We start from the raw sequence: 25,965 nt of genomic DNA on the forward strand, positions 1-25,965 counted from the left end.
TCGGCTGAAGCCATGGGCGTGCCCTCGACCAGCAACCTCGCGACCAGCAACCCGGTCGGCAACGCGGTCGGCAACGGCAGCAGCGGCCGGCTCGGGGCCTCGGTGACGGCCACTGGGGTGAATTTCTGCCTTTATTCGAAACACGCCACCCGGGTCGAGCTGCTGCTCTTCGATCGCGTCGATGCCGCCGATCCCTGCCGGGTCGTGGAGCTTGACCCCGTGCGGCAGCGCACTTACCACTACTGGCATTGCCTGCTGGATGGTCTGGGTCACGGCCAGATCTACGGCTATCGGGTGCATGGCCCCTGGCAGCCCGAGCAGGGTCTGCGCTTCGATGGCCGCAACCTGCTGCTCGACCCCTACGGCCACGCGGTGGTCACCCCACCGGGCTATGAACGCCAGGCGGGCCGTTCCAGCGGCTCCGGTCTGGCCACGGCGATGAAGAGCGTGGTCGCCGATCCCTCCCTCTACGACTGGGAAGGCGATGCCCCCCTGCGCCGCCCGCGCCGCGAGACGGTGGTGTACGAACTGCATGTGCGGGGCTTCACCAGGCACCCCAGCTCCGGGGTGGCAGCGGAGCGAGCCGGCACCTACGCCGGCCTGATCGAGAAGATCCCCTATCTGCAGGAGCTGGGCATCACGGCGGTGGAGCTGCTGCCGGTGTTCCAGTTCGATCGGCTCGATGCCCCTGAGGGCCACACGAACTACTGGGGGTATTCACCGATCTCGCTGTTCGCTCCCCACCACGGCTACAGCTCCCGCAGCGATCCGCTCGGGCCGCTCGATGAGTTCCGCGACATGGTGAAGGCCCTGCATCGAGCCGGCATCGAGGTGATCCTCGACGTGGTCTACAACCACACCGCTGAAGGGGATGGCAGCGGCCCCAGTTTCTGCTTCCGAGGCCTGGCCAATGAGGCCTATTACCTCCTCGATCCCGACGATCGAAGCCGCTATGCCGACTACAGCGGCACCGGCAACAGCTTCAACGCCAACAACCCGGTGGTGCGGCGGCTGATCCGCCACAGCCTGCGCTACTGGGTGCGGCACATGCATGTGGATGGGTTCCGCTTCGATCTCGCCTCGGTGCTGACCCGCGACGAGGAGGGTCGGCCGATGCCGCTTCCCCCCGTGCTCTGGGACATCGAGACCGATCCGCACCTGGCGGGCACGAAGCTGATCGCCGAGGCCTGGGATGCGGCCGGCCTGTATCAGGTGGGCAGCTTCATCGGCGACAGCTGGCAGGAATGGAACGGTCGTTTCCGCGATGACATGCGCCGTTTCCTCAAGGGCGATGCGGGCCAGGTGCGCAAAGCGGCGCTGCGGCTGCTGGGCAGCCCGGACCTCTACGGCAAGGAGGATCGGGAAGCGGAGCAGAGCGTCAATTTCATCACCTGCCACGACGGCTTCACCCTGGCTGATCTGGTGGCCTACAACGGCAAGCACAACGAAGCCAATGGCGAGGACAACCGCGATGGAGCCGACGACAACGCCAGCTGGAACTGCGGCAGCGAGGGGCCGAGCGCTGACCCCGAGGTGCTGGCCCTGCGCCAGCGGCAGATCCGCAACGCCCTGACCCTGCTGCTGCTGGCGGTCGGCACCCCCATGCTCACGATGGGGGATGAGGTGTGCCGAACCCAGCAGGGAAACAACAACCCCTACGGCCAGGACAACGCGATCAGCTGGTTCGACTGGACCCTGCTCGATCGTCACCCGGACATCCTCCGCTTCGTGAAGGAACTGATCGCCCAGCGGATGCGGCGCGACATCGTTGTTAACCAGCGGCAGGTGAGCCTCAATGATCTGCTGCTGGGCCGGCGGATCGAATGGCATGGGGTGATGGTGGGCCAGCCCGACTGGGGCGAATGCTCACGGTCGATCGCGGTGAGGATCACCAGTTATGACAACCGCTATCGGCTCCATGTGATCGCCAATGCCTACTGGGAGGCACTCGATTTCGCCCTGCCGGCCGCCGATGGCGGCAGCAGCTGCTGGCGGCGCTGGATCGACACCAGCCTGCCGAGCCCGCAGGACATCGACGACTGGAGCCTGGCGTCGCCGGTGCCCACCAGCCATTACCGGGTGGCGGCCCGCTCGGTGGTGGTGCTGTTCGTGATTCTCGACGAGGATCCGCTCGCTGAGTTCGATGGCCGCTCCGGCCCCAATGGGCTCTTTTGCTTGCTGAATCCATGAAGTTCAAGGATTACTACGCCTGCCTGGAGGTGGAGCGTGATGCCAGCGGGGAGGAGATCAAGAAGGCCTACCGCCGCCTGGCCCGCCGCACCCACCCGGATGTGGCCAGGGAACCCGGCGCCGAGGAGCGCTTCAAGGAGATCAGCGAGGCCTACCAGACCCTCTCCGATCCGGAGAAGCGCCAGGCCTACGACGAGCTGGGACGCCACCCCAGCGGCGAGGAGTTCAGGCCACCCCAGGAGTGGGAGAGCCGCTTCCGGCGCGGTGGCAGCCAGCAGGCTGGCCAGCAGGAGGTGGATCTGGCCGATCTGTTCGAGCAGATGGGATTCACAGCCCCCGGCGGCTTCGGCCGTCAGGCGGATGGCTTCCCGATCCGCGGCCAGGACATCGAGGTGGCCACGGAGCTGACGCTGGAGCAGGCCGCCCGGGGAAGCGAGGTGGCGTTCACGCTCAGCGTTCCCAGCCGGCTTGCCGATGGCGGCGTGGCGAGGCAGCCCCGGTCCGGCACGATCCGGGTGCCGCCCGGGGTGGTCGATGGCGAACGCCTGCGGGTACCGGGCCGAGGCGGCGGGGGCCATGGGGGTGGCCCAGCCGGCGATCTTTTTCTGGAGATCCGGCTCAAGCCCCATCCCCGTTTCCGGCCCGTCGGCCACGATCTCTACCTGGAGCTGCCGATCGCCCCCTGGGAGGCGGCCCTCGGCACCGAGATCGATCTGCCCACCCTCGATGGCACGGCGCGGCTGACGGTGCGGCCGGGCCTGCGCAACGGCCAGAAGCTGCGGCTGGCGGGCAAGGGCCTGCCGAGGCGCAAGCAGGGGGCCGGCGATCTCTACGGTGTGATTCAGATCGTGATGCCCGATCAGATCGGCGAGCGCGAGCGGGAGCTCTACCGCGAGCTCGCCGAGGTGTCCGCGTTCAACCCCCGTCAATCCCTTGAAACGGCAGCAACCGATGGCAGATGATCCGCTGATTCCCGCCGATGACGAGAACCCGGTGGCGCTTGAGGAGTTGCTGGCGGCATCTGGTCTGGTCCATGAGGAGGTGAGCGAACTGATCCAGTTCGGTGTCTTCCAGCTCAGTGGCGGTGCGGGGGGCTGGTGCTTTCACGCCCGCACCGTCAGGCTGGCTTGCCGTGCCGCCCGCCTCCGCGACGACTTCGGCCTCAACGTGCCCGGCATGGCCCTGGCCCTCACCTATCTGGAGCGGATCGAGGCCCTGGAAGGGCGGCTGCGGGAGCTGGAGTGCCAGCTGCCGCTCCACAGGTCGTAATCCACAGGTCGTAATCCACAGGTCGTAATCCATGGGACGAAGCCAAACCGGAAGGATGCCCACCCGCCTGCTGCTGGGCGGGCTGCTGGTCCTGCTGCCCCTGGGCCCCGCCGCCCTGGCCCAGCTGGGGAGCACCATTGCCCTGCCGGAGCCCCAGGGCCAGACCCTGCTGCTGCAGAGCGTTGATCGAGCCGACTACGGACCGCTGGCCGAGCAGTTCCTCACCCAGGCCAACCTCGCCTACTGCGGTGTGGCCAGCATGGTGATGGTGCTCAACAGCCTGGCGGTGCCGGCCCCGGCGGTGGCGGGCTATGGCAGCTACCGCTTCTGGACCCAGGAGAACGTGTTCGAGCTCGCCGCCACCCGGGCGGTGATCAGCCCCGAGCTCGTGGCCCGCCAGGGGATGACCCTGCAGGAGCTGCGGGCGCTGCTGGCCAGCCATGGGGTGCAGGCCCGGGCCATCCACGGCGATCGGCTCAGCCTGGCCCAGTTCCGGCTGCTCGTGCGCAGCAACCTCGCCGAGCCCGGTGATCGCCTGCTGGTGAACTATTTACGCCCGTCGCTTGGCCAGGCGGGCGGCGGCCACATCTCGCCGCTGGCCGCGTATCACGCTGCCACGGATCGGGTGCTGATCCTGGATGTGGCCCGCTACCGCTACCCGTCGGTGTGGGTGCCCCTGGCCGATCTCTGGCAGGCGATCCGCACTCCCGACAGCACGTCCGGGCGCAGTCGCGGCGTGGTGGTGGTGCGGCGGAACTGATTTTCCGGTGGTCATCGCTACCATCAGCGCCCTGTCGGTCCGCCTCCCCGGGCCGTGTTTTCCTTCATGGACCCCTTCCGGCTGCTCGAACTGCTGATCCTCGGGGCTGTGCTGGCGGGTTTTGCGGGCCTGCTGCTGCACCGCAACCTCTTCTTCAAGGTGATGTGCATGGACGTGACGGGCTCCGCCGTGGTGGCCCTGTTCGTGCTGGTAGGGGCGCGCTCCGGCCTGCGCAGCCCGATCCTGTCTGCGGCGGCTGGCGATCCGGCCTCGGCGGGCCAGGGCGCCTGGGCCGACCCCATCCCCCAGGCTGTGATCCTCACGGCGATCGTGATCGGCCTCTCGATCCAGGCGCTGCTGCTGGTGGTGATCACCCGCCTCTCACGCATTGATCCCAGCCTGGATCTGGCCAGCTTCGACACCGGTGGGAAGCGGTGACGCACACCCTGATGCCGGGCCTGATGCTCAGCTTGATGCCGGCGCTGTCCGCCAAGGCCATCGTGATCGGCTGGTTGTTGCTGCCGTTCCTGGCCGCTTTTCTGGCCGCCGTGCTGCCACCGCTGGCCCGTTGGCTGTCGCTGCTCTGCTGCCTGGCCACCGCCGCGATCGCCGTGGCGATTCAGCTCGGCGGCCTGCCCGCCACCGTGGAATTGCTCGGCGCCTACGGGGTGGCGCTGAACACCGATGCCTTCGCGGTGCCGTTCCTGCTGCTCAACGCCCTGGTCTGCAGCGCGGTGGTGCTCGACAGCTGGCGCCGTCCGCTGCCGGGGCCGTTTTTGCTGCTGCTGATGGTGCTGCACGGCGGCCTCTCCACCGCCTTCGTGGTGATCGATCTGATCAGCCTTTACGTAACGCTGGAGGTGGTGGGAATCAGCGCCTTCCTGCTGATCCTGATCAGCCGCTCCGACCGCTCGCTGTGGGTGGCCCTGCGTTATCTGCTGATCGGCAACACGGTGATGACGCTGTTTCTGATCGGCGCGGCCCTGGTGTATCTCGAGCGCGGCAGCTTCCGCTTTGAGGCGGTGGCGAGCACCACCAGCGTGGCCGCTCTGGCGCTGATCCTGGTGGGGTTGCTGATGAAATCGGGCCTGTTCCTCTCGGGCCTGTGGCTGCCCGTCACCCATGCGGAGGCGCCGGCGGAGGTATCGGCGCTGCTCTCGGGCGTGGTGGTCAGCGCCGGCATCGCTCCGCTGCTGCGCCTGAGCGGCGGGGTGCCGGCCCTGGGCCCGGTGATCACCGGCCTCGGCCTGGCCAGCGCCCTGCTCGGTGTGGTGTTCGCCCTGGCTGATGCCGATGCCAAGCGCCTGCTGGCCTGGAGCACGTTGTCGCAGATGGGGCTGGTGGCGCTCTCGCCGCTGGCCGGCGGCTTCTACGCGCTCAGCCACGGCACCGCCAAGGCGGCTCTCTTCCTGGTGGCGCGCCGCTTCCCCAGTCGCGCCCTGCAGGGCTGGCGCGAGCGGCCCCTGCCCGCCGGCGTCTGGTGGCCGCTGGGCATCGGTGCGCTCTCGATCGTGGGCCTGCCCCCCCTGGCGGGCTTTGCGGCCAAGGCGGGCCTTTCCGGAGGGCTTTCCCAGCCCCTGGAGGTGGCGGTGACGCTGCTGAGCATGGGCACGGCGGCGGCCTATGCGCGCTTCTGGGGGGCGCCGCTGCTGCGAAGGCCGGCGTCGGTGGATTGTCCCAGTGCCGGCGCCAGGGGGGAGGCCAGCCCAGAACCTGCTTGGTCGCCTGGCGTGCTGCTGCTGCTGCTGGCACTGCTGCTGATCGGCGCCGCGGCCCTGCCGTGGATCGCTTCGCCGGCCAGCGCCGCTGCCAAGAGTGCCCTGGTGTTGCTCGGTGGCTGGGGGCTTCACCACCTGCTGGAAGGCGAGCGGTGGCGCGAACGGCTGTGGCTGCCCGAACTGGAGGGCTTCTCCGACCTGCTCGGCGGCATCGGTGTGGTGGGGGCGGGCCTGCTCGTGATCCTGAACCGATGAGACGTCTGCTGCCCCTGCTGCTGAGCACCGCCTTCCGGCTGGCGCTGTGGTGCCTGCTCACCAGCGATCTGAGCCGGCTCAACCTGCTGATCGGCCTGGTGGTGGCCTTGCTGCTGCCGCGCGCCCGCTCGCGGCCCCTGCCGGTGCGCCTGCTGCTGAAGGCCGCCGGGCGCGCTCTGCTGGCGATCCCGCAGGCCTACCTCGAAGCCCTGCGGCTGATCGTCGCCCCCGGGGTGGTGGAGCTTGAAACCAGCGAGCCGGCCACCGATCGGGCCCTGCCGCTGCTGGTGTTCCTCGATGTGTTCCGCATCACGCTGACCCCGTTCACGATCGTGCTCGGCCTGGAGGACGGTGGACGCCGCTACCGCATCCACTCCCTGCTCCCCGCGGCAGCACCGGAGGCTTCCGAACCATGACCGTGGTGCTGTGGGGCATGGTGCTGGCGCTGGTGATCCCGATCGCCGTGGCCTGCCGACCGTCGGACGTGTGGGACCGGCTGGCGGCCTTCTCCAGCGTGTCGTCGAAGGTGGCACTGATCATCCTGGTGGTGTCGGTGCTGCGCGACGACCGGATGCTGGGGCTGGTGGGGGCGATCGTGCTCAGCGCCGGCAATGCCGGCCTGCTGCTGCTCGCCAACCTGCTGCGGGAGGTGGAGCGGTGATGGGTGGCTCCTTCTCCGATCACGCCAGCCTGCTGCTGCTGGGTGCGGGCCTGATTCTCTGGTTCTGGGGCACCTGGCCGCTGCTGGGCAAGCACAGCTACCTGCGCAAGCTGCATGCCCTCTCGGTGGCCGACACGCTGGGCTCCTCGCTGATGCTGCTCGGCCTGCTGCTGCGCATTCCCGGGCAGTGGCCGCTGCTCACCCTGGCGCTGGTGGGCCTGATCGTGTGGAACACGATTTTCGGCTATGTGCTGGCGGCCTGCTCGCTGCCAGCCCACCCCAGCCGCCGCACCGGGCAGGAGCACACCCCATGAACGCCCCGTTCGACCTGGCCGGTCAGCTGGATCTGCTTCTGCCGATCACCGCCCTGCTGCCGCTCACCGCCGTGCTGCTGGTGAGCCAGAGCAACCCTTACCAGACCCTGGTGCTGCGCGGCATTCTCGGCTCGGTGGCCACCTTGCTCTACGCCCTGCTGGGGGCGCCGGATGTGGCGATCACCGAAGCCCTGGTGGGCACCCTGCTCTCCACCACGCTCTACGCCGTGGCGTTGCGGTCGTCGATGGCGCTGCGGCTGTCGTTTCCAGAAGGTGCGCCGCCGTCGGCGCAGAGCCAGCAGCTGCTGCGCACCTGGCTGGAGCCGGCGGGCCTGCGGCTGCGGCTGGTGCCGCCCGCAGAGGCGGCCCTCGGTGCCGCCAACGGTTGCCATGGCCGCCTGGACACGGATCAGCAGCTGCTGGTGGTGAATCCACGGCTGCTGAAGCGCCTGCAGGCCCTGGAGGGCTACCGCTCCTGGCGCGAGAACGGCGGCGCGCTCGACCTCGAGAATGCCGCCCCATGACCTGGCTCTACCTGGTGGCCGCCACGGCCCTCTGCCTCTCCCCCCTGGCCTCGGCCCTGCCGCCTACGGCGGATCTGCTGCCGCTGATCAACACCCTCGTCGAGCAGACGAACGTGCCGAATCTGGTGTCGGGGGTGATCCTCTACACCCGCCTCTACGACACGGTCACCGAGGTGGTGGTGTTCACCCTGGCCTCGATCGGGGTGCGGTTCCTGCTGGCCGGTGAACCCACCAAGCCCAACGTGCGTGCCCTCGACGATGCCCCCTCGGTGGTGCTCTGCCAGCTGAGCGGCACGATCGCTGCCCTGATCGGCGTGGAGCTGGCCCTGCGCGGCCATCTTTCCCCCGGTGGCGGCTTCGCGGCAGGGGTGGCCGGCGGCACCGCGATCGGCCTGGCCCTGATCAGCGGCTCGGCGGAGCTCTCCGATCGCGTCTACCGCCGCTACCGCGCCGACCTCTGGGAGAAGGGGGCGGTGATCGCCTTCGTGCTCCTGGCTGCGCTCACCCTGGGCGGCCTGCCGCCACCGCCCGGGGAGTTCGGCAGCCTGGCGGGCGGCAGCTGGATCCCGCTGCTGAATGTGCTGGTGGCAATCAAGGTGACGCTCGGCTCCTGGGCGATGGTGCAGCTGTTCGTGCGCCACCGGGGGTTGCTGTAGGGCTGGCTCTCAGACCCCGCCACCCACCCTCAGCGTGGAGCCGCGATCGCCGGCGATCACTTCGATGCCGCCGCGGATGCGTTCGCGCAGGGCACCCACGTGGCTGATCAGGCCGATCATGCGGCCGCCTTCGCGCAGGCGGTCGAGTTCGTCCATGGCCAGCTGCAGGTTGTCGGGGTCGAGGCTGCCGAAGCCTTCATCGATGAACAGCGCCTCCAGGGGCACGCCGCCGGCATGGGCCTGCACGGTGTCGGCCACACCCAGGGCCAGGGCCAGCGACGCCTGGAAGGTTTCGCCGCCCGAGAGGCTGCTCACCTCGCGCTCCTCGCCGGTGTAGGCATCGAGCACCCGCAGGCCGAGGCCGGCCTGGCGGCCGCCGTGGCCGCCCTCGTCGGTGAGGCGCAGCTGGTAGCGGCCGGAGGTCATCAGGGTGAGCCGCTGGTTGGCGTAGCGGCAGATGTCGGCGAGGTAGGCGGAGAGCACCCAGCGCTGCAGGGAGATGTAGGGCGCCGCCTTGCCCTGGCAGCGGTAGGCCACGGCACTGAGCAGCTCGGCGTGGGTGCGCTGCTGCGCCAGGCCGGCGGCGCGCTCCCGGTGCAATTGGGTGAGCCGCTGGATTTCGGCCTGGGCGCCGCGCGCTTCGCTGTGGCGTTCCACCGCTGTGGTGCGCTGCTGATCAGCGAGGGTTTCCGCTTCCAGGGCGGCGGCGGTGTCGGGCCGCTGCTCGGGTAGATCGGCCAGCTCGGGAGCCGCCAGGGCGCCCTGCAGCTCGATCACCTGCTTCTCATAGGCCTCGATCCGCTGGGCCCAGTGCGCGCGTCTGGTGGCATCCACCAGGGCGGCGGTGGCCTCGGTGGCGGTGGGGAAGGGGGAAGCGGCCCGTTCAGCCGTGAGCCGCTGCGCCGCCTGCTGCTGGCGGGCAACGGCCCGGGCGTGGTCGGCGGCGGCGCCGATCAGGCGGCGCAGGGCGGCTTCCAACGGCGTGAAGGCCGCCAGCACCGTGGCGGGATCCAGCCCGGTGCCGAGCTCCTGCGCCACGACAGCCACCAGTTTGGCGGCCCGGCCGCTGGCCTCCTGCTGCGCCCTGCTCTCCAGCGCCATCGCCGTGCGGGCAGCTTCGATGGCCTGCTGCAGGTCCTGGCCTTGCTGCTCACGCGCCTTGGTGCCCTGCTCCAGGGCGGTGAGGCGCGCAGCCTGGGCGCTGGCGGCGGCGAGGGCCTCACTGGCGGTGCGGGCGGCGAGCGCGGCGGCGACTGCCTCGCAGCCGGCCCCGGCTTTTTCCAGCACGCCCTGCAGGGCCGCCTCGGCCTGGGCAACGGCCACACCAGCAGCGCGCACGTCCGTGTGGGCGGCGGCGAGCTGCTGCTCCACCGCCTGGATCTGGCCATCGTCCACCGCATCGGCGGTGGGCAGGGCCGGCTGCGGGTGGGCCGTGGCGCCGCACACCGGGCAGGGGGAATCAGCCTCCAGGCCAGCGGCGAGCCGCGCCGCCATGCCCTCGATCTGGCGGCGGCGCAGGTGGTTGAGCGCGGCGTTGAGGGTGTTCAGGCGCTGATCGGCGGCGTTGCGGGCCGCCATCGCCTCCAGCTGCCGCGCCTGGGCCGGAGCGATGGCGGCGGCGGCGGCGGCCTGCGCTGTGGCCTCGCGGGCGGCCCGCTGCAGACCATCGAGCTGGTCGTGGGCGGTGCGGGCCTGGGCGAGCGTGGCGAGCTCCTGCTGCTGCTGCGCCTGCAACTGCTCCAGCCGGGCGCCGGCTTCGGCGGCCTGCGCCTCGGCGGCGGCGGCGCGCTGGCCGGCAGCGGCAGCGGCCTGGCTGGCAGCGCTGGCCTCCTGGGCTTTGTTGGCCAGCTCCCGCACCTCGGCGGCCCGGGCGGCCAGATCGGCGCCGGCACTGCCGAGCGCCTCCGGCGATGGCAACACGTCGAGATCCAGCGCCTGCACCGCAAGCGGCAGGGCCGGGGCCTGCGCCTGGGCCCGCCGGGCGTTGAGCAGGGAGCTGCGGATCTCCTGCTCCAGCTGCGCCAGCGCCTGAGCCGCCTCCTGCTCGGCCACCAGGCTGGGGCGCAGCGCTTCGGCCTGCTCCGCCCGCGCCAGACGCTGGCGGAAATCCAGCACCAGCGGCTGCTTCGCCTCCAGCTCGGCGAGCTGGGCGGCGGCGGCGGCGCGCCGGTCGAAGCGCTCCGCCAGCGCCTCGCGCCCGGATCGGGTGGCGCGGGCCGCCGTGAAGGCCGCATCGGCCTGAGCTCGGGCGGCGGCACTGGCCTCCACCACCGCAGCGATCCGCTCCACCAAAGCTTCCAGGCCAGCCTGATCGGTGGGAACAACAGGTGCTACGGGTGCGGCGAGCGCTGCAGGCTCGCCGAGGGCCCGAGGCGCTGGCACCCCATCAGCCCCATCAGCCTCAGCCACCCCCGCAAACTCAGCCACCCCCGCATACGGCAGCCAGGCGTGGCCGGCCTGGTCGCGTAGCACGGCCTGGGCGTCGTGTTGCTTCTGGACGGCCTGACGCGCGGCTTTGGCCTGGTCGTCGAGCCACCAGCCGGCCCGCTCGTAGAGAACGGTGTCGAAGAGGGTCTTGAGCAGGGCTTCGCGGTCGTCGGCCTTGGCGCGCAGCACTTCGGCGAAGCGGCCCTGGGGTAGCAGGATCACCTGGCGGAACTGGGCGGCGTTGAGGCCCACCAGCTGCTCCACCTCACGGGTCACCTCGGTGATTCGGGCCGCCACCGGCTGCTCCTCGCCGTTGGCGCCCAGCCGCAGCAGCAACGCCTGCGGCGGCTTGTCGGTGACGCCCTGGCCGCGGGCCTTCGGGGCGCTGTGCGCAGGGCTGCGCTCCACCCGGTAGCGGGCCTCGCCGCAGGAGAACGCCAGGCTCACGCGCGGCACGGCGCCAGGAGCGGCGTGATCGGAGCGCAGCCCCTTGACGCTGCGATCGCCCGATACCTCTCCATAGAGGGCGAAGCAGAGGGCATCGAGCAGGAAGGTCTTGCCGGCGCCGGTGGTGCCGTGGATCAGGAACAACCCTTCGGCGGCGAGCGCGTCGAAGTCGATCGCCACCGGATCGGCGTAGGGCCCGAAGGCCTCGATCACCAGCTGATGCGGCTTCAACGCTCCCCTCCCCGCAACGCCTGGGCCAGGGCCGCCTCCAGCAGTTCGGCTTCGGCGTCGCTGGGCGGCCGGCCCTGCTGGTCGGCGAAGAAGGCGGTGGCCAGGGCCAGGGGCGAGCTGGCCTGGCGCACCTGACGGTGGCGTTCGTCGCCACTGGCGCGAACCAGCTCCGGCGGCTCGTGGCGCAGCTCGGCGATGTGGGGGAAGCGGGCCCGCAGGCGGGCCATCGCCTGCAGCGGCAGGGTGTCGTCGGTGAGGATCGCCCGCACGCGGGCGGCTTCGGCAGGGGCGTGGGCGGGATCGTGGCAGAGCGCCTCGATCGGGCCGCGCAGGGTGCGCAGCGGCCGGCCCACCTGCAGCGGAATCACCTGCACCGCCGCCGGTTCGGGCGCGCCGGGGGCGGCGGCCAGCTCCACGATCCGCACCGATTTGATGTGGTCCTGCTCGGAGAACGAATAGGGCAGCGGCGTGCCGGAGTAGGCGATGCGCGGGCCGGCCAGCTGCTGGGAGCGGTGCAGATGGCCGAGCGCCACGTAGTCGAAGCCGGCGAAGGCCTCCACGCTGACGCGATCCACGTTGCCCACCGTGAGCTCCCGCTCCGACTCACAGCTTTCACCGCCGGCCACGAAGGTGTGGGCCACCAGCACGGCGCGGTGGCCGGGCCGCCCGCTCAGATCGGCGCGCAGGCGGGCGAGGGCCAACCGGGTGACCTGCTCATGGCGCAGGCGGCCGGGGTCGCCGGAGAGGGCGGGGCCATCGACCGCCGGCTCCAGGTAGGGCAGCGGGTAGATCGCCACCGGCGCACCGCCGCCCCTGGGGGTGAGCAGCACCGGCTGATCGGCGCGGCGCACGTCGCCGCGGATGGTGATGTTGAAGGCGGAGAGCAGCGGGTCGTACACCGACACCCGCACGTGCGAGTCGTGGTTGCCGGCGATCGCCACCACGGCGGTGCCGCCGGCGCTGAGCCGGGCCAGGGCGTCGTTGAACAGGGTCACCGCTTCGGCGGGGGGGATGGCGCGGTCGTAGAGGTCGCCGGCGATCAGCACCGCTTCAACCTCATGCTCCCGCGCCAGGGCCACGATCCGTGTGATCGCCGCCGCCTGCTCATCGAGCAGCGAGACGCCGTGGAAGCTGCGGCCCAGATGCCAGTCGGAGGTGTGCAGCAAGCGCATCGGGCCAAGGTAGGCAGGAGGAACGCCGCTGGCTGCCGCTGCGCCTGCCCCGCTCAGGGCGCCAGCCGCTCGATCAGCCAGGCGCTGGCCTCTGCCCCAGCGCCGCTGGTGGCCGCCGGTTCGCTGGGCCGGTAGCGGAAGCGATCGTGCAGGCGGTTCTGACGCCCCTGCCAGAACTCGAACTCCACCGGCACCACCCGCAGGCCGCCCCAGGCCGGCGGCAGCGGCACCTCACCACCGGCGAAGCGGCGCGCCATCGCTTCCCACTGGGCTTCCAGCAGCGAGCGGGAGCTGATCACGGCGCTCTGCTGCGACACCCAGGCCCCCAGCCGGCTGCCCACCGGACGCGAGAGGAAATAGGCGAGCGATTCGGCCGTGCTGATCCGCTCGGCCCGGCCGAGCACGATCACCTGCCGCTCCAGCCCGTACCAGGGAAACAGCAGGCTCACCTGGGGATGGGCGGCGATCTCGGTGGCCTTGCGGCTTTCGTAGTGGGTGAAGAACACGAAGCCGCGGACATCGAAGGCCTTGAGCAGCACGGTGCGGGCACTGGGGCGCGCGCCATCGCTGGTGCCCAGCACCATGGCGTTGGCTTCGCTCAGCTCGGCCGCCACCGCCTGATCGAACCAACGGCGGAACTGCGCCACCGGATCGGCGGCCAGATCAGCGCGCCGCAGGGCCTCGCGGCGGTAGTCGCGGCGCAGCTGGGCGGGATCGGTGGGGTGGCCGGGAGGATCGGTGGGATCGGGGGGGTTGCTCATGGCAGCGGATCGCAGCGGCGGTTCACGCCTTCGGGCTCCAGCTTCGGGCCCCGGCGGGGCGAGCTGGGCAGCCGCCGCTAGCGTTGCTGGCATCGGGGCATGGCGAGTCTCACGATCCGCAACCTCGACAACGCCACCAAGGCCCGACTGCGGCTTCAGGCGGCGCGCACGATCCTCAGGCAGGCGGTGGCGGCGTCGCCTGATGTGCCAGCCGGTCCAGGCCTGGGCAGCCGCATTCAGGCCCATTTCGCCTCATGCGGCGGGGTGGAACTCGATCTGCCGGCTCGCGTGTCGATGGCGCAAGCCGCTCGCTTCGCAGAAGAACAGGCTTGATCGTTCTGGGCGCCAACGTGATTGCGGAGCTGATGCGGCCCCGCCCCGAGCCCCTGGTGCTGGCCTGGGCCGATCGCCTGGAGCCCGCGATGGTGGGCCTTCGATCGGGAGGCCGCCCGTTGGTATGGGGAGTTGCTGTGGCAGAGGGAACGCCTGGGCCAGCCGATGAGCACGGCCGATGCGGTGATCGCCGGAATCACCCTGTCCCAGGGCGCCCAACTGGCCACCCGCAACGTGGCGGATTTCGCCGGCATCAGAATCGAGTTGATCAACCCCTGGCCCGCACCTTGAGAGGAGCTGGAGTCATGGTGCTGTTAAGCAACACAAGTCTCCTTTAGGATGCCTCCAGGCAACACTACTGCCATTGACCGCTGCTCATGGCCAAGGCCAGCCCCATCGTTCGACATCCCCCGGCGGCCCTGGAGCAGAGCCTGGAGCGCCTGGGCCGAAACATCCGCACGGCCCGGCTGCGGCGCCGCTGGCGCCTGGAGGATGTGGCCGAGCGCCTGGGTGTCACGCGTTACACGGTGGCCGATGTGGAGCGAGGCAAGCCAGGAACGTCCGTGGCGGCCTATCTGGGTGCGCTCTGGGTGCTGGGGCTGCTTGAGCAGATGGACGGGGTGGCCGATCCGGATCGGGATGAGGAGGGCAAAGCCCTGGAAGGCGCCCGCAGCCCGCAGCAGGCACCCCGCCGCCACCGCCGTCTCGATGACGACTTCTGACCATGGCGGCTGAAGCGGAGTGTTTTGTCTATGTCGTGCTGCCTGGCGACACCCAGTTCGTCACGGCCGGGCGGTTTGCGCTCCAGCAGGATCGCCAGGGCCGCGCGGTCGGAGCCTTCGTCTATGGCCGTCGCTATCGGGAGCGGCCTGAGGCCGTCGAACTCGACCCGGTGGAGCTGAGGCTGGGGGCACGCCCGTTTCAGACTGGCCGTATGGGGGGGTTCTTCGGGGCGCTGCGCGATGCGCTGCCGGATTTCTGGGGCCGGCAGGTTATTGCCCGCCACGGCGGATTGTGCGAACCCAGCGATTTCGAGCTGCTGCTGTTGGGTCCAGATGATCGCGCTGGCGCCCTCGGCTTCGGCCGCAACGTCGAACCGCCGGCACCGCAGCGGCGCTTCAACCGCACGCTCGATCTGGAGCGGATCCAGCAGGAGGCGGACGCGATCCTCACCGATCAACCTCACCGGGCGGGCTCGGCCCACGATCAGGTGGTCGAGCTGCTGCAGGGGGCCGGCACCTCCATGGGCGGAGCCCGACCAAAAACCACCGTGGAGCATGACGGTGCTCTCTGGCTCGCCAAGTTCCCGGCACCAAGAGATCGATGGAATCAGCCGAAGGTGGAGCATGCGCTGCTGCTTCTGGCACGGCAGTGCGGGCTGCAGGTGGCGGAAAGCCGGCTCACCCGGGTGGGGGAGGCCGATGTGCTGTTGGTGAAGCGCTTCGATCGCGACTGGAGCGGTGATGGATACCAGCGTCACCGGATGGTGAGTGCCCTCACCCTGTTGCAGGCGGAGGACAGCACCACGGACCGACAGACGTGGTCGTATCTGCTGTTGGCCGATGAACTTCGGCGCGTCAGCGCCAGCCCGGCTGAGGATCTGAGGGAACTGTTCACCCGCATCTGCTTCAACGCGGCGGTGTCAAACCTCGACGACCACCCCCGCAACCACGCCCTGCTGGCCCGCTCCCGACAGTGGCGCCTCAGCCCCGCCTACGACCTCACGCCCGGCACCATGCGCACGGAGACCCGCCGTGATCTGGCGATGGTCTGTGGCCTGGAGGGCCGCAGGCCCAGCCGCTGGGCCAATCGGGGCACGATCGTGGCGGGAGCAGGCCGCTTCCTGCTGGAGAAGGAGGAAGCGGAAGCGATTGCGGCCCGGGTGTTCACCACCGTGGCGGCGGAGTGGGAACGCCTGCTGCGCAGCGTTGGCGTCAGTCAGGCCGACTGCGAGATCATTCGGAGCGCTTTCCTCTATGGAGGATTGGAGTTGCCCGCCTGATCCCCCAAAACCGCCTCACTCCAGCCAGACTCCATCCAGCGAAGCCCCACCTGATCCCTCGATGCCCGATCAGGACCAGCTGAACGACTTCATCGAAGCCCTGGAAACGCTCGGCAACCCCGCCCTGCTGATCTTCACCAGGCACCTCTGCGATGGGTTCAACGACGAGTTGAAGCCCGAGCCCGGCATGGAGATCGGCAGCACGTTCAAGAATCCCCGAACCCGCAGCCAATCGGGCCACAGGCGAAGCCTCGATCGCGCAGCCAAGAGCTTCGCGCCATCCTTGCTTTGAACAACGCCATGGCATTGGAGAAGGCCGCTGTTGATCAACCCCAGAATCTGCCGTTTCCTGGCATCAGCGAGGAAGTGATTGAACGCGGCTTGATTGACAAGCTGCTAAGCCTGAAATACGACTATCGCCCTGAGATCAAAACCCGCTCCAACCTCGAAGCGAACTTCCGCACAAGATTCGAGGCCCTCAATCGCGTTCAGCTCACCGATGGCGAGTTTGTACGGCTGTTGGATGAGATCATCACGCCTGATGTTTTCATCGCCTCCAGGATCCTGCGAAGCATCAATGCCTTCACGCGTGACGACGGCACGCCGCTGAACTACACATTGGTGAACATCAAGGACTGGTGCAAAAATCACTTCGAGGTGATCAACCAGCTCCGCATCAATACAAACAACAGCCACCACCGCTACGACGTCATCCTTCTCGTCAACGGCGTGCCGGTGGTTCAGATTGAGTTGAAGACCCTCGGCGTGAATCCGCGACGGGCCATGGAGCAGATCGTTGAGTACAAGAACGATTCCGGCAACGGTTACACCAAAACGCTGCTGTGCTTCATGCAGCTCTTCATCGTGAGTAACCGCGATCGCACCTATTACTTCTCCAACAACAATGCTCGGCACTTCGCCTTCAATGCCGACGAGCGCTTCCTGCCCGTCTATGAATTCGCCGGCGAAGACAACAAGAAGATCACCCACCTCGATGATTTCTCCGGGCATTTTCTGAAGAAGTGCGACCTCGGCCGCACCATCAGCCGCTACATGGTGCTCCTCGCCGGTGAGCAGAAGCTGATGATCATGCGGCCCTATCAGGTGTATGCCGTGCAGCACCTGGTGAGCTGCATCGACGACGACAACGGCAACGGCTTCATCTGGCACACCACCGGCAGCGGCAAGACACTCACCTCCTTCAAGGCCTCCACCCTGCTCAAGGAAAACGAGCACATCCACAAATGTGTCTTCGTGGTGGATCGAAAAGACCTCGACCGCCAGACCCGCGAGGAGTTCAACCGCTTCCAGGACGGTTGCGTGGAAGAAAACACCAACACCGGCGCCCTGGTGCGCCGTCTGCGTTCTGAAGACTTTGCCGACAAGGTGATCGTCACCACGATCCAGAAGCTCGGCCTGGCGCTGGATGACAACAGCAAGCGCAACAAGCAGCGCAGCAGCAACGGCCAGAGCACCTACAAAGAGCAGCTCGCCGGCCTGAAGGACAAACGCATCGTCTTCATCTTCGACGAATGCCACCGCTCTCAGTTCGGCGACAACCACCGCGCGATCAAAGCGTTCTTCCCCAGGGCCCAGCTGTTCGGTTTCACCGGCACGCCGATCTTTGAGGCCAATGCCTCCTTGCAGAAGATCGAGAACACGCAGGCCTCGATGCGCACCACGGCAGACCTCTTCGAGAAGCAACTCCACGCCTACACCATCACCCATGCCATCGAGGATGGCAACGTTCTGCGCTTTCACATTGATTACTTCAAGCCCAAGCTCGGGGCCGAAGGCACCTCGCCCAGGCCCGGTGAGGCGCTATCGAAACGGGCCGTCATTGAGGCCATCCTGGCCAAGCACGATGCCGCCACCGCCGGCCGCCGCTTCAATGCGATTCTCGCCACCGCCTCGATCAATGACGCCATCGAGTACCACGGCCTACTCCAGGCCATGCAAGCGGAGAAGGCGTGCAGCGATCCCGGCTTCAAGCCGCTGACCATCGCCTGCGTGTTCTCCCCGCCTGCCGAGGGCGATGCTGATGTGAAGCAGATCCAGGAAGACCTGCCCCAGGAAGAGGCCGACAACGCGGTGGACCCCGAAGGCAAGAAAGCTGCGCTCAAGGCCATCCTCACTGACTACAACCGGCGCTATGGCACCAATCACCGCCTCAGCGAGTTTGATCTCTACTACCAGGATGTGCAGAAGCGCATCAAGGATCAGCAGTGGCCGAATGCCGACTATCCCCCAGCGCAGAAGATCGATATCACGATCGTGGTGGACATGCTGCTCACCGGCTTTGATTCCAAGTTTCTGAACACGCTCTACGTCGACAAGAACCTCAAGCACCACGGCTTGATCCAGGCCTTCTCGCGCACCAACCGCGTGCTCAATGGCACCAAGCCCTACGGCCACATCCTTGACTTCCGCCAGCAGCAAGACGCTGTGGATGCCGCCATCGCTCTTTTCTCCGGCGAAAGATCAAGCGAGCAGGCCCGCGAAATCTGGCTTGTGGAGAAGGCGCCCGTGGTGATTCAGAAGCTGGAGGCCGCCGTGCAGAAGCTCCATGGCTTCATGACCTCCCAGGGCCTGGCCTGCACCCCTTCGGCCGTGGCCAATTTGAAGGGCGATGCCGCCAAGGCGGCCTTCATCACGCACTTCAAGGAGGTGCAGCGGCTGAAAACCCAGCTCGACCAATACACCGACCTCACCGACGCCAATCAAGCCACCATTGAGCAGGTGCTGCCCAAGGACAACCTGCTGGGCTTCAAGGGCCAGTACCTGGAAACCGCCAAACAGCTCAAGGAGGTTCAGGGCAAGGGCGAAGACGAAAGCACCAGCACCAACCCCGTCGACCAACTCGACTTCGAGTTCGTGCTCTTTGCCTCCGCCGTGATTGATTACGACTACATCATGGGCCTGATCGCCGGCTTCTCGGCCAAGGAGCCGGGCAAGTCGAAGATGAGCCGCGAGGAACTCATCGGCCTGATCTGCGCCGATGCCAAGTTCATGAACGAGCGTGAGGCCATCGCCGAGTACATCGGCACACTCAAGGCCGGTGAGGGTTTAAGCGAACAAGCCATCCGCGACGGCTACAGCCGCTTCAAGCTGGAGAAATCGGCCGCCGAGCTCGCCACCATTGCCAGCCAGCACGGCCTCGACACGGCTGCCCTAAAAGCCTTCGTGGACGCCATCCTCGAGCGCATGATCTTCGATGGCGAACAGCTCAGCGACCTCCTGGCCCCGCTCAAGCTCGGCTGGAAAGCCCGCAGCCAGGCCGAACTCGCACTGATGGCCGACCTGCACCCCCTCCTCAACCAACGAGCCGGTGGCCGTGACATCTCAGGGCTTAGTGCGTATGCATGAGCCCCCGCTCACTGAAGCCGTGCTGCTGGAGCGCATCGCCCTGGGCGAACACACCCGCCAGCAGTTCAAGCGCAACGTCAACAACCCGGACGCCCTGGCCACCGAGTTGGCCGCCTTTGCCAACAGCGGGGGCGGCACGCTGCTCATTGGCGTGGACGACGATGGCACCATCGCCGGGCTGAGCACCGACGACATCCGCCACCTCAATCAAATGCTCAGCAACGCCAGCAGCCAGCATGTGCGTCCGCCCATTCACCCCCTCACCGAAAACGTCAAGACCCACGCAGGGCTGGTGATGGTGGTGATCGTGCCCCATGGCTTGGCCAAGCCCTACCTGGACCACCAAGGGCGCATCTGGGTCAAACAAGGCGCTGACAAACGCCATGTGACCGCCCGCGAAGAAATGCAGCGCATGTTTCAGAGTGGCGGCCTGGTCTACGCGGATGTCGTGCCCGTCGCGGGCACCTCCAGTGCAGACCTGGATGAGACCGCTTTTGGCCGTTACCTGGCCCAGCACTACAGCGCAGATCCCGCCCAAGCCGCGCTGTCGTTGGATGCCGTGTTGCAAAACCTGGGTCTGGGCGATGGCCGCGAACTGACCTTGGCTGGCCTCATGCTGTTTGGCCGCAACCCGCTGCGCTGGCGGCCGGCGTTCACGATCAAGGCCGTGGCCTTCTTCGGCAACAGCATTGCCGACAGCCACTACCAAGACAGCCAGGACTTCAGCGGCACCCTGGCTGCCCAGTACGCCGAGGCGCTGGCCTTCATCAAACGGAACCTGCGCCGCGTGCAGGGCGACCAGGGCTTCAACTCACCGGGCATCCTGGAGGTGCCAGAGGTGGCTCTCCAAGAGCTGCTGGTGAATGCCCTCGTGCACCGCGACTACTTCACCAGCGCGTCCATCCGCATTCTGGTGTTTCGCGACCGGATTGAGATCATCAGCCCAGGCCCCTTGCCCGACAGCCTGAGCATTGACGACATACGCCACGGCAAGAGCAATCGCCGCAACCCCACGCTGAGTGAACACGCCTTCCGCTTGCTGCCTTACCGCGGAATGGGCAGCGGCATCCCCCGGGCGCTGGGCGAGTGGCCCCAAATTGAACTGATCAGCGAGGACACCGGCAACCAATTCACCGCCAAGGTGCAGCGCCCCAATGCGACATGGGATGCCGCTGGCGAACAAGCCGAGGCCCCAGCTGCCGACCCAGTCACCGACCCAGTCACCGACCCAGTCCTCCGGCTTCTGCAAACCTTGGCGGATGGGCCATTGGCTCCGTCGGAGATTCAGCAACGGCTTGAGCTGAAACACCGCCCCACCTTCCGGACCAACTACCTGCGCCCGGCATTGGATCGGCATTGGATCGAACCCACCATCCCCGACAAAACCAACAGCCGCCTGCAGCAATACCGACTGACTGCACAAGGAAAGGCCTTGTTGAAATGACCACCCCGCATCAGCACACCGCAAGGCCGCGCGCAGCCACCAACCAAGACTTGCTCGCTGACCTGGAGACGACCATGGCCGAGCTGCAAACACTGCGCGAACTGGCCATCGAAGCACTAACGCCCACTGTGCAAGGCATGGTGCGCGGCGGCAGCCGCGATGTTCAGCGCATCGAGCACACACTCGACCAACTCTTGGACCACGCCTGCTTCCCGGAGGGCTTGGCACTCTTCAAAACTCTCTGCGGCCATTACTGGTCACTAGACCCCCAGGCCACCGCGAGCTATGTCCATGCCTACCGCGAGATGTGGGATGCCGATGACCAGAACCTCATCCACGAGGTGGCGCCATGAACCCCCAAACGCCAAGCCCCGTTCTGACGGCGGAGGCAATGCCCACGCTGGTGCCGAAACTGCGGTTTCCGGAGTTTAGTAATGCGGATAAGTGGCAGGCAGACAAACTCGGAAGTGTGGCAGATTTCGTTAACGAGAAAATCCCGCTCGAACGAATCGAACTCTCAAGCTATGTCAGCACCGAAAACATCCTCGCAGACTATGGCGGCGTGACCCGCGCTTCCAAGCTTCCCTCAACGGGCTCAGTTACTCGATATAGGCCGAATGACACATTGGTTTCCAATATCCGCCCCTATTTAAAAAAGGTCTGGGTCGCGAACAGAGAGGGTGGCGCATCGAATGATGTCATAGTCATTAGAGCTAAGCAGCGATTACTCCCTGAGTACTTCTCCTGCCTGCTTAGGAATGATGCCTTTATCGACTATGTGATGACTGGCGCAAAGGGCGTGAAGATGCCCAGAGGCGATATTGCCTCGATGAAGGAGTACCCTACCTTTTTCCCGCCAAAACCCGAACAACAAAAAATCGCCGAGTGCCTGAGTTCGGTAGACGAGTGGATGGCCGCCCAAGCCCGGAAAGTGGATGCGCTCAAGATCCATAAAAAAGGGCTGATGCAGCAGCTTTTCCCCCGCGAAGGCGAAACCCAACCATGTCGTCGCTTCCCTGAGTTCCGAAATTTTGGGGAGTGGGAGGTGAAGAAGCTCGGAGCCAAAGCGAATAAGGTCGGCAGCGGAATAACACCAACCGGCGGTGACAAGAACTACAAACAGTCTGGGCGGCCATTTGTCCGCAGTCAGAACGTCGGCTGGGGTGTTTTGTTGTTGGACGACGCTGCTTACATTGATGAAGAGACCCACGCCTCTTTCGATTCGAGCGAAATCAAAGTCCGTGACGTTTTGCTAAACATCACGGGAGCCTCAATAGGACGGAGTGCGGTAGCTGATGACAGAATTGCCGGAGGGAACGTAAACCAGCACGTCTGTATCATCCGCACCAAAACCTTCGAACTGAATCCCTTGTTTCTGAATCAGTTTCTCATCTCCCAACGCGGCCAGAAGCAGATCGACAGTTTCCAAGCAGGAGGAAACCGGCAGGGACTCAACTTTGCTCAGATAAGGTCATTCGGGATTCCTCTTCCTCCGGCACTTGCAGAACAACAACGCATCGCCGCCTGCCTGAGCAGCCTCGATGAGCTGATCACTGCCGAAACCCAAAAGCTCGAAGCCCTCAAGACCCACAAGCAAGGGCTGATGCAGCAGCTTTTCCCATCCCCGGTGGAGGTGGAAGCATGAGCGGGCAGTGTTCGTGGGCCATGGTCAGGGATCCCTTGAAAATTCAAGCGCGATCGGGCCATGAGGCAACCGTCAAGCCATCCTTGACAGTTGATGTTGAACCAGGCTGCGGGCCAACGACCGAGAAATCCTCGGTCGTTCAGAAGGAGCAAACATGAGCGAACTGACCCGCTTCCACACAGACATCAAGGCCGGCCCTGAGGCAGCATGATGACGAAAAAGATCATCATCATCGCTGGGCCAAACGGGGCGGTTAAAACGACCTTTGCCCGTTCGTTTCTGCCACAGGAGGCGCAATGTCCTCGCTTCATCAACGCGGACTTGATTGCGGCGGGGCTCTCGCCCTTCGCGCCAGAAGCAGCAGCGCTCAAAGCCGGGCGCCTGATGCTGGCAGAGATCGACGCGTGCGTTCGCAAAGGGGAGAGCTTCGCTTTTGAGACGACACTGGCCGGGCTTGCCTACGTGGGCCGTCTTCATCAATGGCGAGAGGCCGGCTACCACGTCAGCCTCTTCTTTTTGCACCTGCCCGATGCAGAGATGGCCATTGCGCGTGTGGCAGAGCGTGTGCGACAAGGCGGGCACCACATTGAAGAGGGGGTGATTCGCCGCCGGTTTGCGGCCGGCCGGCGCAACCTTGAGCGAGCCTACAAGCCCGTTGTGGACACTTGGGCAGAGTATGACAACGTTGGCGAGGAGCCGACCCTTTTGCAATGGGGAGAAAACCAATGAACGACAACGACATATCCAATGCCAAAGACCCTGACCTGCGAGCCTCCTTAGGTGCCTTGCGGCGGGCGGCCCAACAGGCACGCAAGACAGCCATCCAGACTCAGACGAACCTCGTGATCGTCAAGGATGGTCGTATGCAGCGCATCTCGGCAGATGAACTTCGCCAACAGGCAAAAGCCGAACAGAAGCCGCAGGTATGACCACCACCAACCAAAAGCAACTCGGCACCACTCTTTGGGCAATAGCCGATAAGTTGCGCGGAGCGATGAATGCGGACGACTTCCGCGATTACATGCTGTCGTTCCTGTTTCTGCGCTACCTGTCCGACAACTACGAGCTGGCAGCCCAAAAGGAGCTGGGAAACGATTACCCCCCGCTCGAGCCCGACAGCTATCTGGTGCCACTGAGCATCTGGTATCAATTCAACCCTGAGGATGTGGAAGCTTTCGAAAAGCAGATGCGCCGTAAGATCCATTATGTGATCCAGCCATCACACCTCTGGAAGAGCATTGCCCAGCTGGCACGCACCCAGGATGGTGAACTCCTGAACACTCTTCAGGCAGGCTTCAAATACATTGAAACCGAATCCTTTGAGAGTACCTTTCAAGGCCTCTTCTCAGAGATCAACCTTGCCTCTGACAAGCTGGGGCGCACCTATGCTGACCGCAACGCCAAGCTCTGCAGCGTTATCCAGAAAATTGCCGATGGGCTGGCGGAATTCTCCACCAACATCGATTCGCTCGGTGATGCGTACGAATACCTGATCGGGCAGTTTGCCGCTGGTTCGGGCAAGAAGGCGGGAGAGTTCTACACCCCTCAACAGATTTCAGACATCCTCTCCGGCATCGTCTCCCTCGACAGCCAGGAACCCAGAACTGGAACGAAGCAGCGGTTGGAGAGCGTGATGGATTTCGCCTGTGGCTCCGGCTCCTTGCTCCTCAACATCCGCACGCGGGTGAAAAAGGCGGGTGGCACCATCGGCAAGATCTTTGGCCAGGAAAACAACATCACCACTTACAACCTCGCCCGCATGAACATGCTGCTGCATGGGGTGAAAGACACGGAGTTTGAGATCTTTCATGGCGACACCTTGCTGAACGAATGGGACATGCTGCGCGAGCAGAACCCGGCCAGAAAACCCAGCTTTGATGCCATCGTCGCCAACCCGCCCTTCAGCTACCGCTGGGAGCCGACCGACGCCCTGGCCGATGACGTGCGCTTCAAAAGCCACGGCATGGCCCCGAAATCCGCCGCTGACTTTGCCTTTCTGCTGCACGGCTTTCACTACCTGAAGGATGAAGGCGTGATGGCCATCATCCTGCCCCACGGGGTGCTATTTCGTGGTGGTGCTGAAGAGCGCATCCGCACCAAGCTGCTCAAAGACGGCCACATCGACACCGTGATCGGCCTTCCTGCCAACCTCTTTTATTCAACCGGCATCCCGGTCTGCATTCTTGTGCTCAAGAAGTGCAAGAAGCCCGATGACGTGCTCTTCATCAATGCCGCTGTGCACTTCGTCAAGGGGAAGCGCCAGAACCAATTAACTCAGGAGCACATCAGCAAGATCCTCCACACCTATCAGCAGCGGGAGCCGGAACCTCGCTACTCCCGCCGGGTGGAGATGGCGGAGATTGAAAAGAACGACTTCAACCTGAACATCTCTCGCTACATCAGCACGGCCGTCGCCGAGGAGGAGATCGACCTGCTCAAAGTCAATGCCGAGCTGGCGTCCCTGGAGCAATCGATTCGAGATGCTCGAGACAAACACAATGGGTTCCTTGAGGAATTAGGCCTACCCCCCTTGCTGTGACGGCAAAGCTGAGCCATCCAGATGCCATGACCCCCGCCCGCCCCTTCGCCCTGCGCCTGTTCGTGCCCTCCGGCCAACCCGAGGGCATGCGCATCGTGGAGATAACAAATTGGAGAGGCATCGGCTTCCTGGAGGAGTTGCTGCTCTGTTGCCCGGTGCTGGGATTTCGCGCCTTCGAGCAGGCATCGGGTAAGCCGTCAGCCTCCATCCGCAGGCTGTTTCACCTCAAGGGTCCAGAGGCTTCCGGTCAGGGCTTTGAATCACCCGGTGGTTTCACGGTGCTCGCTGGCGCCAAGGCCCGCCGCGACTTCGCCGATTCCACCATGCCCGCCATGGAACCATCCACCTGGTGCCGATGATCGAAACCGAGGTGCAGATTCAGCGGCAGGGTGAGATCCGTTCCTTCCGTGGCCAGCTGCAGTGAGACGGCGACCTGGAAGCCCAGCGGCTCGATCAGCCCGATGCTCCGGGGTGATCGTCGTTGATTCATCGGTCTGGATCGACTTCTTCAACGGGGTCAGCACTCCTGAAGTGGAGCATCTGGGTCTGGAGTCTGCGACCTAAGCCGTGGGAGCTCCCATCCAGCCCATTGGCGTGAAGCCGCCCGGGCGCGACTCAGCGCGCCAGCAGGCCGATCGGCCCGAGCACCAGGAAGCCGCCGAACAGGGCCAGCAGCAGGGCCAGCTTGGTGGTCCAGTGGGCCGGCAGGCGCCTGAGCACCAGGTAGGTGCCTCCGCTCACCAGCAGGGAGCCGGCGAAGGCCCCCAGCCACCAGCTCGCCGCTGCCATGCCGGCGGGGGCTTCCTGGCCGTGGAGCATGGCGTGCACGGCGACGGCACCGGCGATCAGGGTGCCGCAGAAGCCAAGGGCCGGGGCAGCTCCGGAGCGGTGGCTGCGCAGCACCAGCACCGCCACGGCTGAAATCGCCAGGGCGGCGATCACCTCAGCGGCAGGCAGGCCGCCGCCCATCGCCCCGAAGATGCCGCCGCCGATGGCGCCGGCCAGGGCCCAGAGCAACAGCTGGCCGGAGATGTAGGAGGCGGCGGCGCCCACCCCGATCAGCAGGAGCAGGTGATCGGTGCCCAGCAGGGGATGCAGGAAGCCGGAGCTGAGGCCGCCATGGGCGATGCCGTGGGCCTGGGCCGGCTGGCCTGCCAGGACGATCGCCAGGGCCGAGAGGCAGAGGATCGGAGCCAGGCTGCGGCTGGCGGAAGTGGGGCTGGAAATCATCGAATGACCCGGTCCACGCCG

The 25,965-nt window shown here is 66.2% G+C and carries 28 protein-coding genes; 24 read left to right on the forward strand and 4 right to left on the reverse strand.

Annotation, left to right across the window (positions count from 1 at the left end):
- Positions 1-12 precede the first annotated feature (12 nt).
- The 11 genes from glgX to ACXMDY_RS01765 all read left to right on the forward strand — a co-directional run bounded on the left by glgX (position 13) and on the right by ACXMDY_RS01765 (position 8,347).
- Positions 13-2,190 (forward strand): glycogen debranching protein GlgX, encoded by a 2,178-nt coding sequence (glgX, locus tag ACXMDY_RS01715; RefSeq protein ID WP_259703015.1) that lies wholly within the window; start codon positions 13-15, stop codon positions 2,188-2,190.
- The gene (locus ACXMDY_RS01720; protein ID WP_259703014.1) at positions 2,187-3,152 is read left to right on the forward strand and encodes a DnaJ C-terminal domain-containing protein; all 966 of its coding nucleotides are present in this window, start codon (positions 2,187-2,189) and stop codon (positions 3,150-3,152) included. Before glgX ends, ACXMDY_RS01720 begins: the two co-directional genes overlap by 4 nt.
- Positions 3,142-3,459 (forward strand): chaperone modulator CbpM, encoded by a 318-nt coding sequence (locus ACXMDY_RS01725; protein WP_259703013.1) that lies wholly within the window; start codon positions 3,142-3,144, stop codon positions 3,457-3,459. Before ACXMDY_RS01720 ends, ACXMDY_RS01725 begins: the two co-directional genes overlap by 11 nt.
- A gap of 55 nt (positions 3,460-3,514) precedes the next feature.
- Positions 3,515-4,219: a phytochelatin synthase family protein gene (locus ACXMDY_RS01730; protein WP_259703012.1), complete on the forward strand. Its 705-nt coding sequence runs from the start codon at positions 3,515-3,517 to the stop codon at positions 4,217-4,219.
- A gap of 66 nt (positions 4,220-4,285) precedes the next feature.
- Positions 4,286-4,657, forward strand: a complete 372-nt coding sequence (locus ACXMDY_RS01735; protein WP_259703035.1) for a cation:proton antiporter subunit C — start codon at positions 4,286-4,288, stop codon at positions 4,655-4,657.
- Complete coding sequence (locus tag ACXMDY_RS01740) at positions 4,654-6,192, forward strand: proton-conducting transporter transmembrane domain-containing protein (protein ID WP_259703011.1); 1,539 nt, start codon at positions 4,654-4,656, stop codon at positions 6,190-6,192. Before ACXMDY_RS01735 ends, ACXMDY_RS01740 begins: the two co-directional genes overlap by 4 nt.
- Complete coding sequence (locus tag ACXMDY_RS01745; RefSeq protein ID WP_259703010.1) at positions 6,189-6,608, forward strand: Na+/H+ antiporter subunit E; 420 nt, start codon at positions 6,189-6,191, stop codon at positions 6,606-6,608. The genes ACXMDY_RS01740 and ACXMDY_RS01745 overlap by 4 nt, the downstream gene beginning before the upstream one ends.
- Positions 6,605-6,853: a hypothetical protein gene (locus ACXMDY_RS01750; protein ID WP_259703009.1), complete on the forward strand. Its 249-nt coding sequence runs from the start codon at positions 6,605-6,607 to the stop codon at positions 6,851-6,853. The genes ACXMDY_RS01745 and ACXMDY_RS01750 overlap by 4 nt, the downstream gene beginning before the upstream one ends.
- Positions 6,853-7,167 carry a monovalent cation/H(+) antiporter subunit G gene (locus tag ACXMDY_RS01755; RefSeq protein ID WP_259703008.1) on the forward strand — a complete coding sequence of 105 codons (315 nt, stop codon included), beginning with the start codon at positions 6,853-6,855 and terminating at the stop codon, positions 7,165-7,167. The genes ACXMDY_RS01750 and ACXMDY_RS01755 overlap by 1 nt, the downstream gene beginning before the upstream one ends.
- Positions 7,164-7,691: a hydrogenase subunit MbhD domain-containing protein gene (locus tag ACXMDY_RS01760; RefSeq protein ID WP_259703007.1), complete on the forward strand. Its 528-nt coding sequence runs from the start codon at positions 7,164-7,166 to the stop codon at positions 7,689-7,691. Before ACXMDY_RS01755 ends, ACXMDY_RS01760 begins: the two co-directional genes overlap by 4 nt.
- A complete protein-coding gene (locus ACXMDY_RS01765; RefSeq protein WP_259703006.1) occupies positions 7,688-8,347 on the forward strand; it encodes a Na(+)/H(+) antiporter subunit B in 660 nt (219 codons plus the stop codon). The genes ACXMDY_RS01760 and ACXMDY_RS01765 overlap by 4 nt, the downstream gene beginning before the upstream one ends.
- 9 nt (positions 8,348-8,356) lie before the next feature.
- Here the strand turns inward: ACXMDY_RS01765 and ACXMDY_RS01770 are convergent, their stop codons facing one another.
- Genes ACXMDY_RS01770 through pdxH form a run of 3 tightly spaced genes read right to left on the reverse strand, consistent with a single transcriptional unit; the run spans position 8,357 to position 13,385 of the window.
- Positions 8,357-11,452: an AAA family ATPase gene (locus ACXMDY_RS01770; RefSeq protein WP_457767277.1), complete on the reverse strand. Its 3,096-nt coding sequence runs from the start codon at positions 11,450-11,452 to the stop codon at positions 8,357-8,359.
- Positions 11,449-12,624, reverse strand: coding sequence for an exonuclease SbcCD subunit D (locus tag ACXMDY_RS01775; RefSeq protein WP_259701397.1), 1,176 nt, complete (start codon positions 12,622-12,624; stop codon positions 11,449-11,451). Before ACXMDY_RS01775 ends, ACXMDY_RS01770 begins: the two co-directional genes overlap by 4 nt.
- 53 nt (positions 12,625-12,677) lie before the next feature.
- Complete coding sequence (gene pdxH / locus ACXMDY_RS01780; RefSeq protein WP_259701398.1) at positions 12,678-13,385, reverse strand: pyridoxamine 5'-phosphate oxidase; 708 nt, start codon at positions 13,383-13,385, stop codon at positions 12,678-12,680.
- A gap of 99 nt (positions 13,386-13,484) precedes the next feature.
- Here pdxH and ACXMDY_RS01785 point away from each other — a divergent pair, with 99 nt between their 5' ends.
- From ACXMDY_RS01785 to ACXMDY_RS01845, 13 genes are all read left to right on the forward strand, one after another.
- Positions 13,485-13,718, forward strand: a complete 234-nt coding sequence (locus tag ACXMDY_RS01785) for a FitA-like ribbon-helix-helix domain-containing protein (protein ID WP_259701399.1) — start codon at positions 13,485-13,487, stop codon at positions 13,716-13,718.
- Between the two features lie 165 nt (positions 13,719-13,883).
- Positions 13,884-14,009, forward strand: coding sequence for a PIN domain-containing protein (locus ACXMDY_RS01790; RefSeq protein ID WP_259701400.1), 126 nt, complete (start codon positions 13,884-13,886; stop codon positions 14,007-14,009).
- A gap of 86 nt (positions 14,010-14,095) precedes the next feature.
- The gene (locus ACXMDY_RS01795; protein ID WP_259701401.1) at positions 14,096-14,440 is read left to right on the forward strand and encodes a helix-turn-helix domain-containing protein; all 345 of its coding nucleotides are present in this window, start codon (positions 14,096-14,098) and stop codon (positions 14,438-14,440) included.
- A gap of 2 nt (positions 14,441-14,442) precedes the next feature.
- Positions 14,443-15,720: a type II toxin-antitoxin system HipA family toxin gene (locus ACXMDY_RS01800; RefSeq protein ID WP_259701402.1), complete on the forward strand. Its 1,278-nt coding sequence runs from the start codon at positions 14,443-14,445 to the stop codon at positions 15,718-15,720.
- A 61-nt stretch (positions 15,721-15,781) separates the two neighbouring features.
- Positions 15,782-16,012 (forward strand): hypothetical protein, encoded by a 231-nt coding sequence (locus ACXMDY_RS01805; RefSeq protein ID WP_259701403.1) that lies wholly within the window; start codon positions 15,782-15,784, stop codon positions 16,010-16,012.
- 8 nt (positions 16,013-16,020) lie between these two features.
- On the forward strand, positions 16,021-19,086 hold the full coding sequence (locus ACXMDY_RS01810) for a type I restriction endonuclease subunit R (protein WP_259701404.1): 3,066 nt from the start codon (positions 16,021-16,023) through the stop codon (positions 19,084-19,086).
- 19 nt (positions 19,087-19,105) lie between these two features.
- Positions 19,106-20,530 carry a Fic family protein gene (locus tag ACXMDY_RS01815; RefSeq protein WP_259701405.1) on the forward strand — a complete coding sequence of 475 codons (1,425 nt, stop codon included), beginning with the start codon at positions 19,106-19,108 and terminating at the stop codon, positions 20,528-20,530.
- Positions 20,527-20,883, forward strand: coding sequence for a hypothetical protein (locus tag ACXMDY_RS01820; RefSeq protein WP_259701406.1), 357 nt, complete (start codon positions 20,527-20,529; stop codon positions 20,881-20,883). The genes ACXMDY_RS01815 and ACXMDY_RS01820 overlap by 4 nt, the downstream gene beginning before the upstream one ends.
- Complete coding sequence (locus ACXMDY_RS01825; RefSeq protein WP_259701407.1) at positions 20,880-22,175, forward strand: restriction endonuclease subunit S; 1,296 nt, start codon at positions 20,880-20,882, stop codon at positions 22,173-22,175. The genes ACXMDY_RS01820 and ACXMDY_RS01825 overlap by 4 nt, the downstream gene beginning before the upstream one ends.
- A 210-nt stretch (positions 22,176-22,385) precedes the next feature.
- The gene (locus ACXMDY_RS01830; RefSeq protein ID WP_259701408.1) at positions 22,386-22,904 is read left to right on the forward strand and encodes a Zeta toxin family protein; all 519 of its coding nucleotides are present in this window, start codon (positions 22,386-22,388) and stop codon (positions 22,902-22,904) included.
- On the forward strand, positions 22,901-23,104 hold the full coding sequence (locus ACXMDY_RS01835) for a hypothetical protein (protein WP_259701409.1): 204 nt from the start codon (positions 22,901-22,903) through the stop codon (positions 23,102-23,104). Before ACXMDY_RS01830 ends, ACXMDY_RS01835 begins: the two co-directional genes overlap by 4 nt.
- Positions 23,101-24,714, forward strand: a complete 1,614-nt coding sequence (locus tag ACXMDY_RS01840; RefSeq protein WP_259701410.1) for a type I restriction-modification system subunit M — start codon at positions 23,101-23,103, stop codon at positions 24,712-24,714. Before ACXMDY_RS01835 ends, ACXMDY_RS01840 begins: the two co-directional genes overlap by 4 nt.
- Before the next feature lie 26 nt (positions 24,715-24,740).
- Positions 24,741-25,073 (forward strand): hypothetical protein, encoded by a 333-nt coding sequence (locus tag ACXMDY_RS01845; RefSeq protein WP_259701411.1) that lies wholly within the window; start codon positions 24,741-24,743, stop codon positions 25,071-25,073.
- A gap of 256 nt (positions 25,074-25,329) precedes the next feature.
- Here ACXMDY_RS01845 and ACXMDY_RS01850 read toward each other — a convergent pair whose 3' ends face one another.
- A complete protein-coding gene (locus tag ACXMDY_RS01850) occupies positions 25,330-25,944 on the reverse strand; it encodes a HupE/UreJ family protein (RefSeq protein ID WP_259701412.1) in 615 nt (204 codons plus the stop codon).
- Between the last annotated feature and the right edge of the window lie 21 nt (positions 25,945-25,965).

The sequence above is a fragment of the Cyanobium sp. ULC082 genome, from assembly GCF_977927535.1.

What these genes read in the sequence shown, in the direction of transcription:
- glgX (WP_259703015.1), top strand. Translation starts at nt 13, where the DNA reads ATGGGCGTGCCCTCGACCAGCAACCTCGCGACCAGCAACCCGGTCGGC.
- ACXMDY_RS01720 (WP_259703014.1), top strand. Translation starts at nt 2,187, where the DNA reads ATGAAGTTCAAGGATTACTACGCCTGCCTGGAGGTGGAGCGTGATGCC.
- ACXMDY_RS01725 (WP_259703013.1), top strand. Translation starts at nt 3,142, where the DNA reads ATGGCAGATGATCCGCTGATTCCCGCCGATGACGAGAACCCGGTGGCG.
- ACXMDY_RS01730 (WP_259703012.1), top strand. Translation starts at nt 3,515, where the DNA reads ATGCCCACCCGCCTGCTGCTGGGCGGGCTGCTGGTCCTGCTGCCCCTG.
- ACXMDY_RS01735 (WP_259703035.1), top strand. Translation starts at nt 4,286, where the DNA reads ATGGACCCCTTCCGGCTGCTCGAACTGCTGATCCTCGGGGCTGTGCTG.
- ACXMDY_RS01745 (WP_259703010.1), top strand. Translation starts at nt 6,189, where the DNA reads ATGAGACGTCTGCTGCCCCTGCTGCTGAGCACCGCCTTCCGGCTGGCG.
- ACXMDY_RS01750 (WP_259703009.1), top strand. Translation starts at nt 6,605, where the DNA reads ATGACCGTGGTGCTGTGGGGCATGGTGCTGGCGCTGGTGATCCCGATC.
- ACXMDY_RS01755 (WP_259703008.1), top strand. Translation starts at nt 6,853, where the DNA reads ATGGGTGGCTCCTTCTCCGATCACGCCAGCCTGCTGCTGCTGGGTGCG.
- ACXMDY_RS01760 (WP_259703007.1), top strand. Translation starts at nt 7,164, where the DNA reads ATGAACGCCCCGTTCGACCTGGCCGGTCAGCTGGATCTGCTTCTGCCG.
- ACXMDY_RS01765 (WP_259703006.1), top strand. Translation starts at nt 7,688, where the DNA reads ATGACCTGGCTCTACCTGGTGGCCGCCACGGCCCTCTGCCTCTCCCCC.
- ACXMDY_RS01775 (WP_259701397.1), bottom strand. Translation starts at nt 12,624, where the DNA reads ATGCGCTTGCTGCACACCTCCGACTGGCATCTGGGCCGCAGCTTCCAC.
- pdxH (WP_259701398.1), bottom strand. Translation starts at nt 13,385, where the DNA reads ATGAGCAACCCCCCCGATCCCACCGATCCTCCCGGCCACCCCACCGAT.
- ACXMDY_RS01785 (WP_259701399.1), top strand. Translation starts at nt 13,485, where the DNA reads ATGGCGAGTCTCACGATCCGCAACCTCGACAACGCCACCAAGGCCCGA.
- ACXMDY_RS01790 (WP_259701400.1), top strand. Translation starts at nt 13,884, where the DNA reads ATGAGCACGGCCGATGCGGTGATCGCCGGAATCACCCTGTCCCAGGGC.
- ACXMDY_RS01795 (WP_259701401.1), top strand. Translation starts at nt 14,096, where the DNA reads ATGGCCAAGGCCAGCCCCATCGTTCGACATCCCCCGGCGGCCCTGGAG.
- ACXMDY_RS01800 (WP_259701402.1), top strand. Translation starts at nt 14,443, where the DNA reads ATGGCGGCTGAAGCGGAGTGTTTTGTCTATGTCGTGCTGCCTGGCGAC.
- ACXMDY_RS01805 (WP_259701403.1), top strand. Translation starts at nt 15,782, where the DNA reads ATGCCCGATCAGGACCAGCTGAACGACTTCATCGAAGCCCTGGAAACG.
- ACXMDY_RS01810 (WP_259701404.1), top strand. Translation starts at nt 16,021, where the DNA reads ATGGCATTGGAGAAGGCCGCTGTTGATCAACCCCAGAATCTGCCGTTT.
- ACXMDY_RS01820 (WP_259701406.1), top strand. Translation starts at nt 20,527, where the DNA reads ATGACCACCCCGCATCAGCACACCGCAAGGCCGCGCGCAGCCACCAAC.
- ACXMDY_RS01825 (WP_259701407.1), top strand. Translation starts at nt 20,880, where the DNA reads ATGAACCCCCAAACGCCAAGCCCCGTTCTGACGGCGGAGGCAATGCCC.
- ACXMDY_RS01830 (WP_259701408.1), top strand. Translation starts at nt 22,386, where the DNA reads ATGACGAAAAAGATCATCATCATCGCTGGGCCAAACGGGGCGGTTAAA.
- ACXMDY_RS01835 (WP_259701409.1), top strand. Translation starts at nt 22,901, where the DNA reads ATGAACGACAACGACATATCCAATGCCAAAGACCCTGACCTGCGAGCC.
- ACXMDY_RS01840 (WP_259701410.1), top strand. Translation starts at nt 23,101, where the DNA reads ATGACCACCACCAACCAAAAGCAACTCGGCACCACTCTTTGGGCAATA.
- ACXMDY_RS01845 (WP_259701411.1), top strand. Translation starts at nt 24,741, where the DNA reads ATGACCCCCGCCCGCCCCTTCGCCCTGCGCCTGTTCGTGCCCTCCGGC.
- ACXMDY_RS01850 (WP_259701412.1), bottom strand. Translation starts at nt 25,944, where the DNA reads ATGATTTCCAGCCCCACTTCCGCCAGCCGCAGCCTGGCTCCGATCCTC.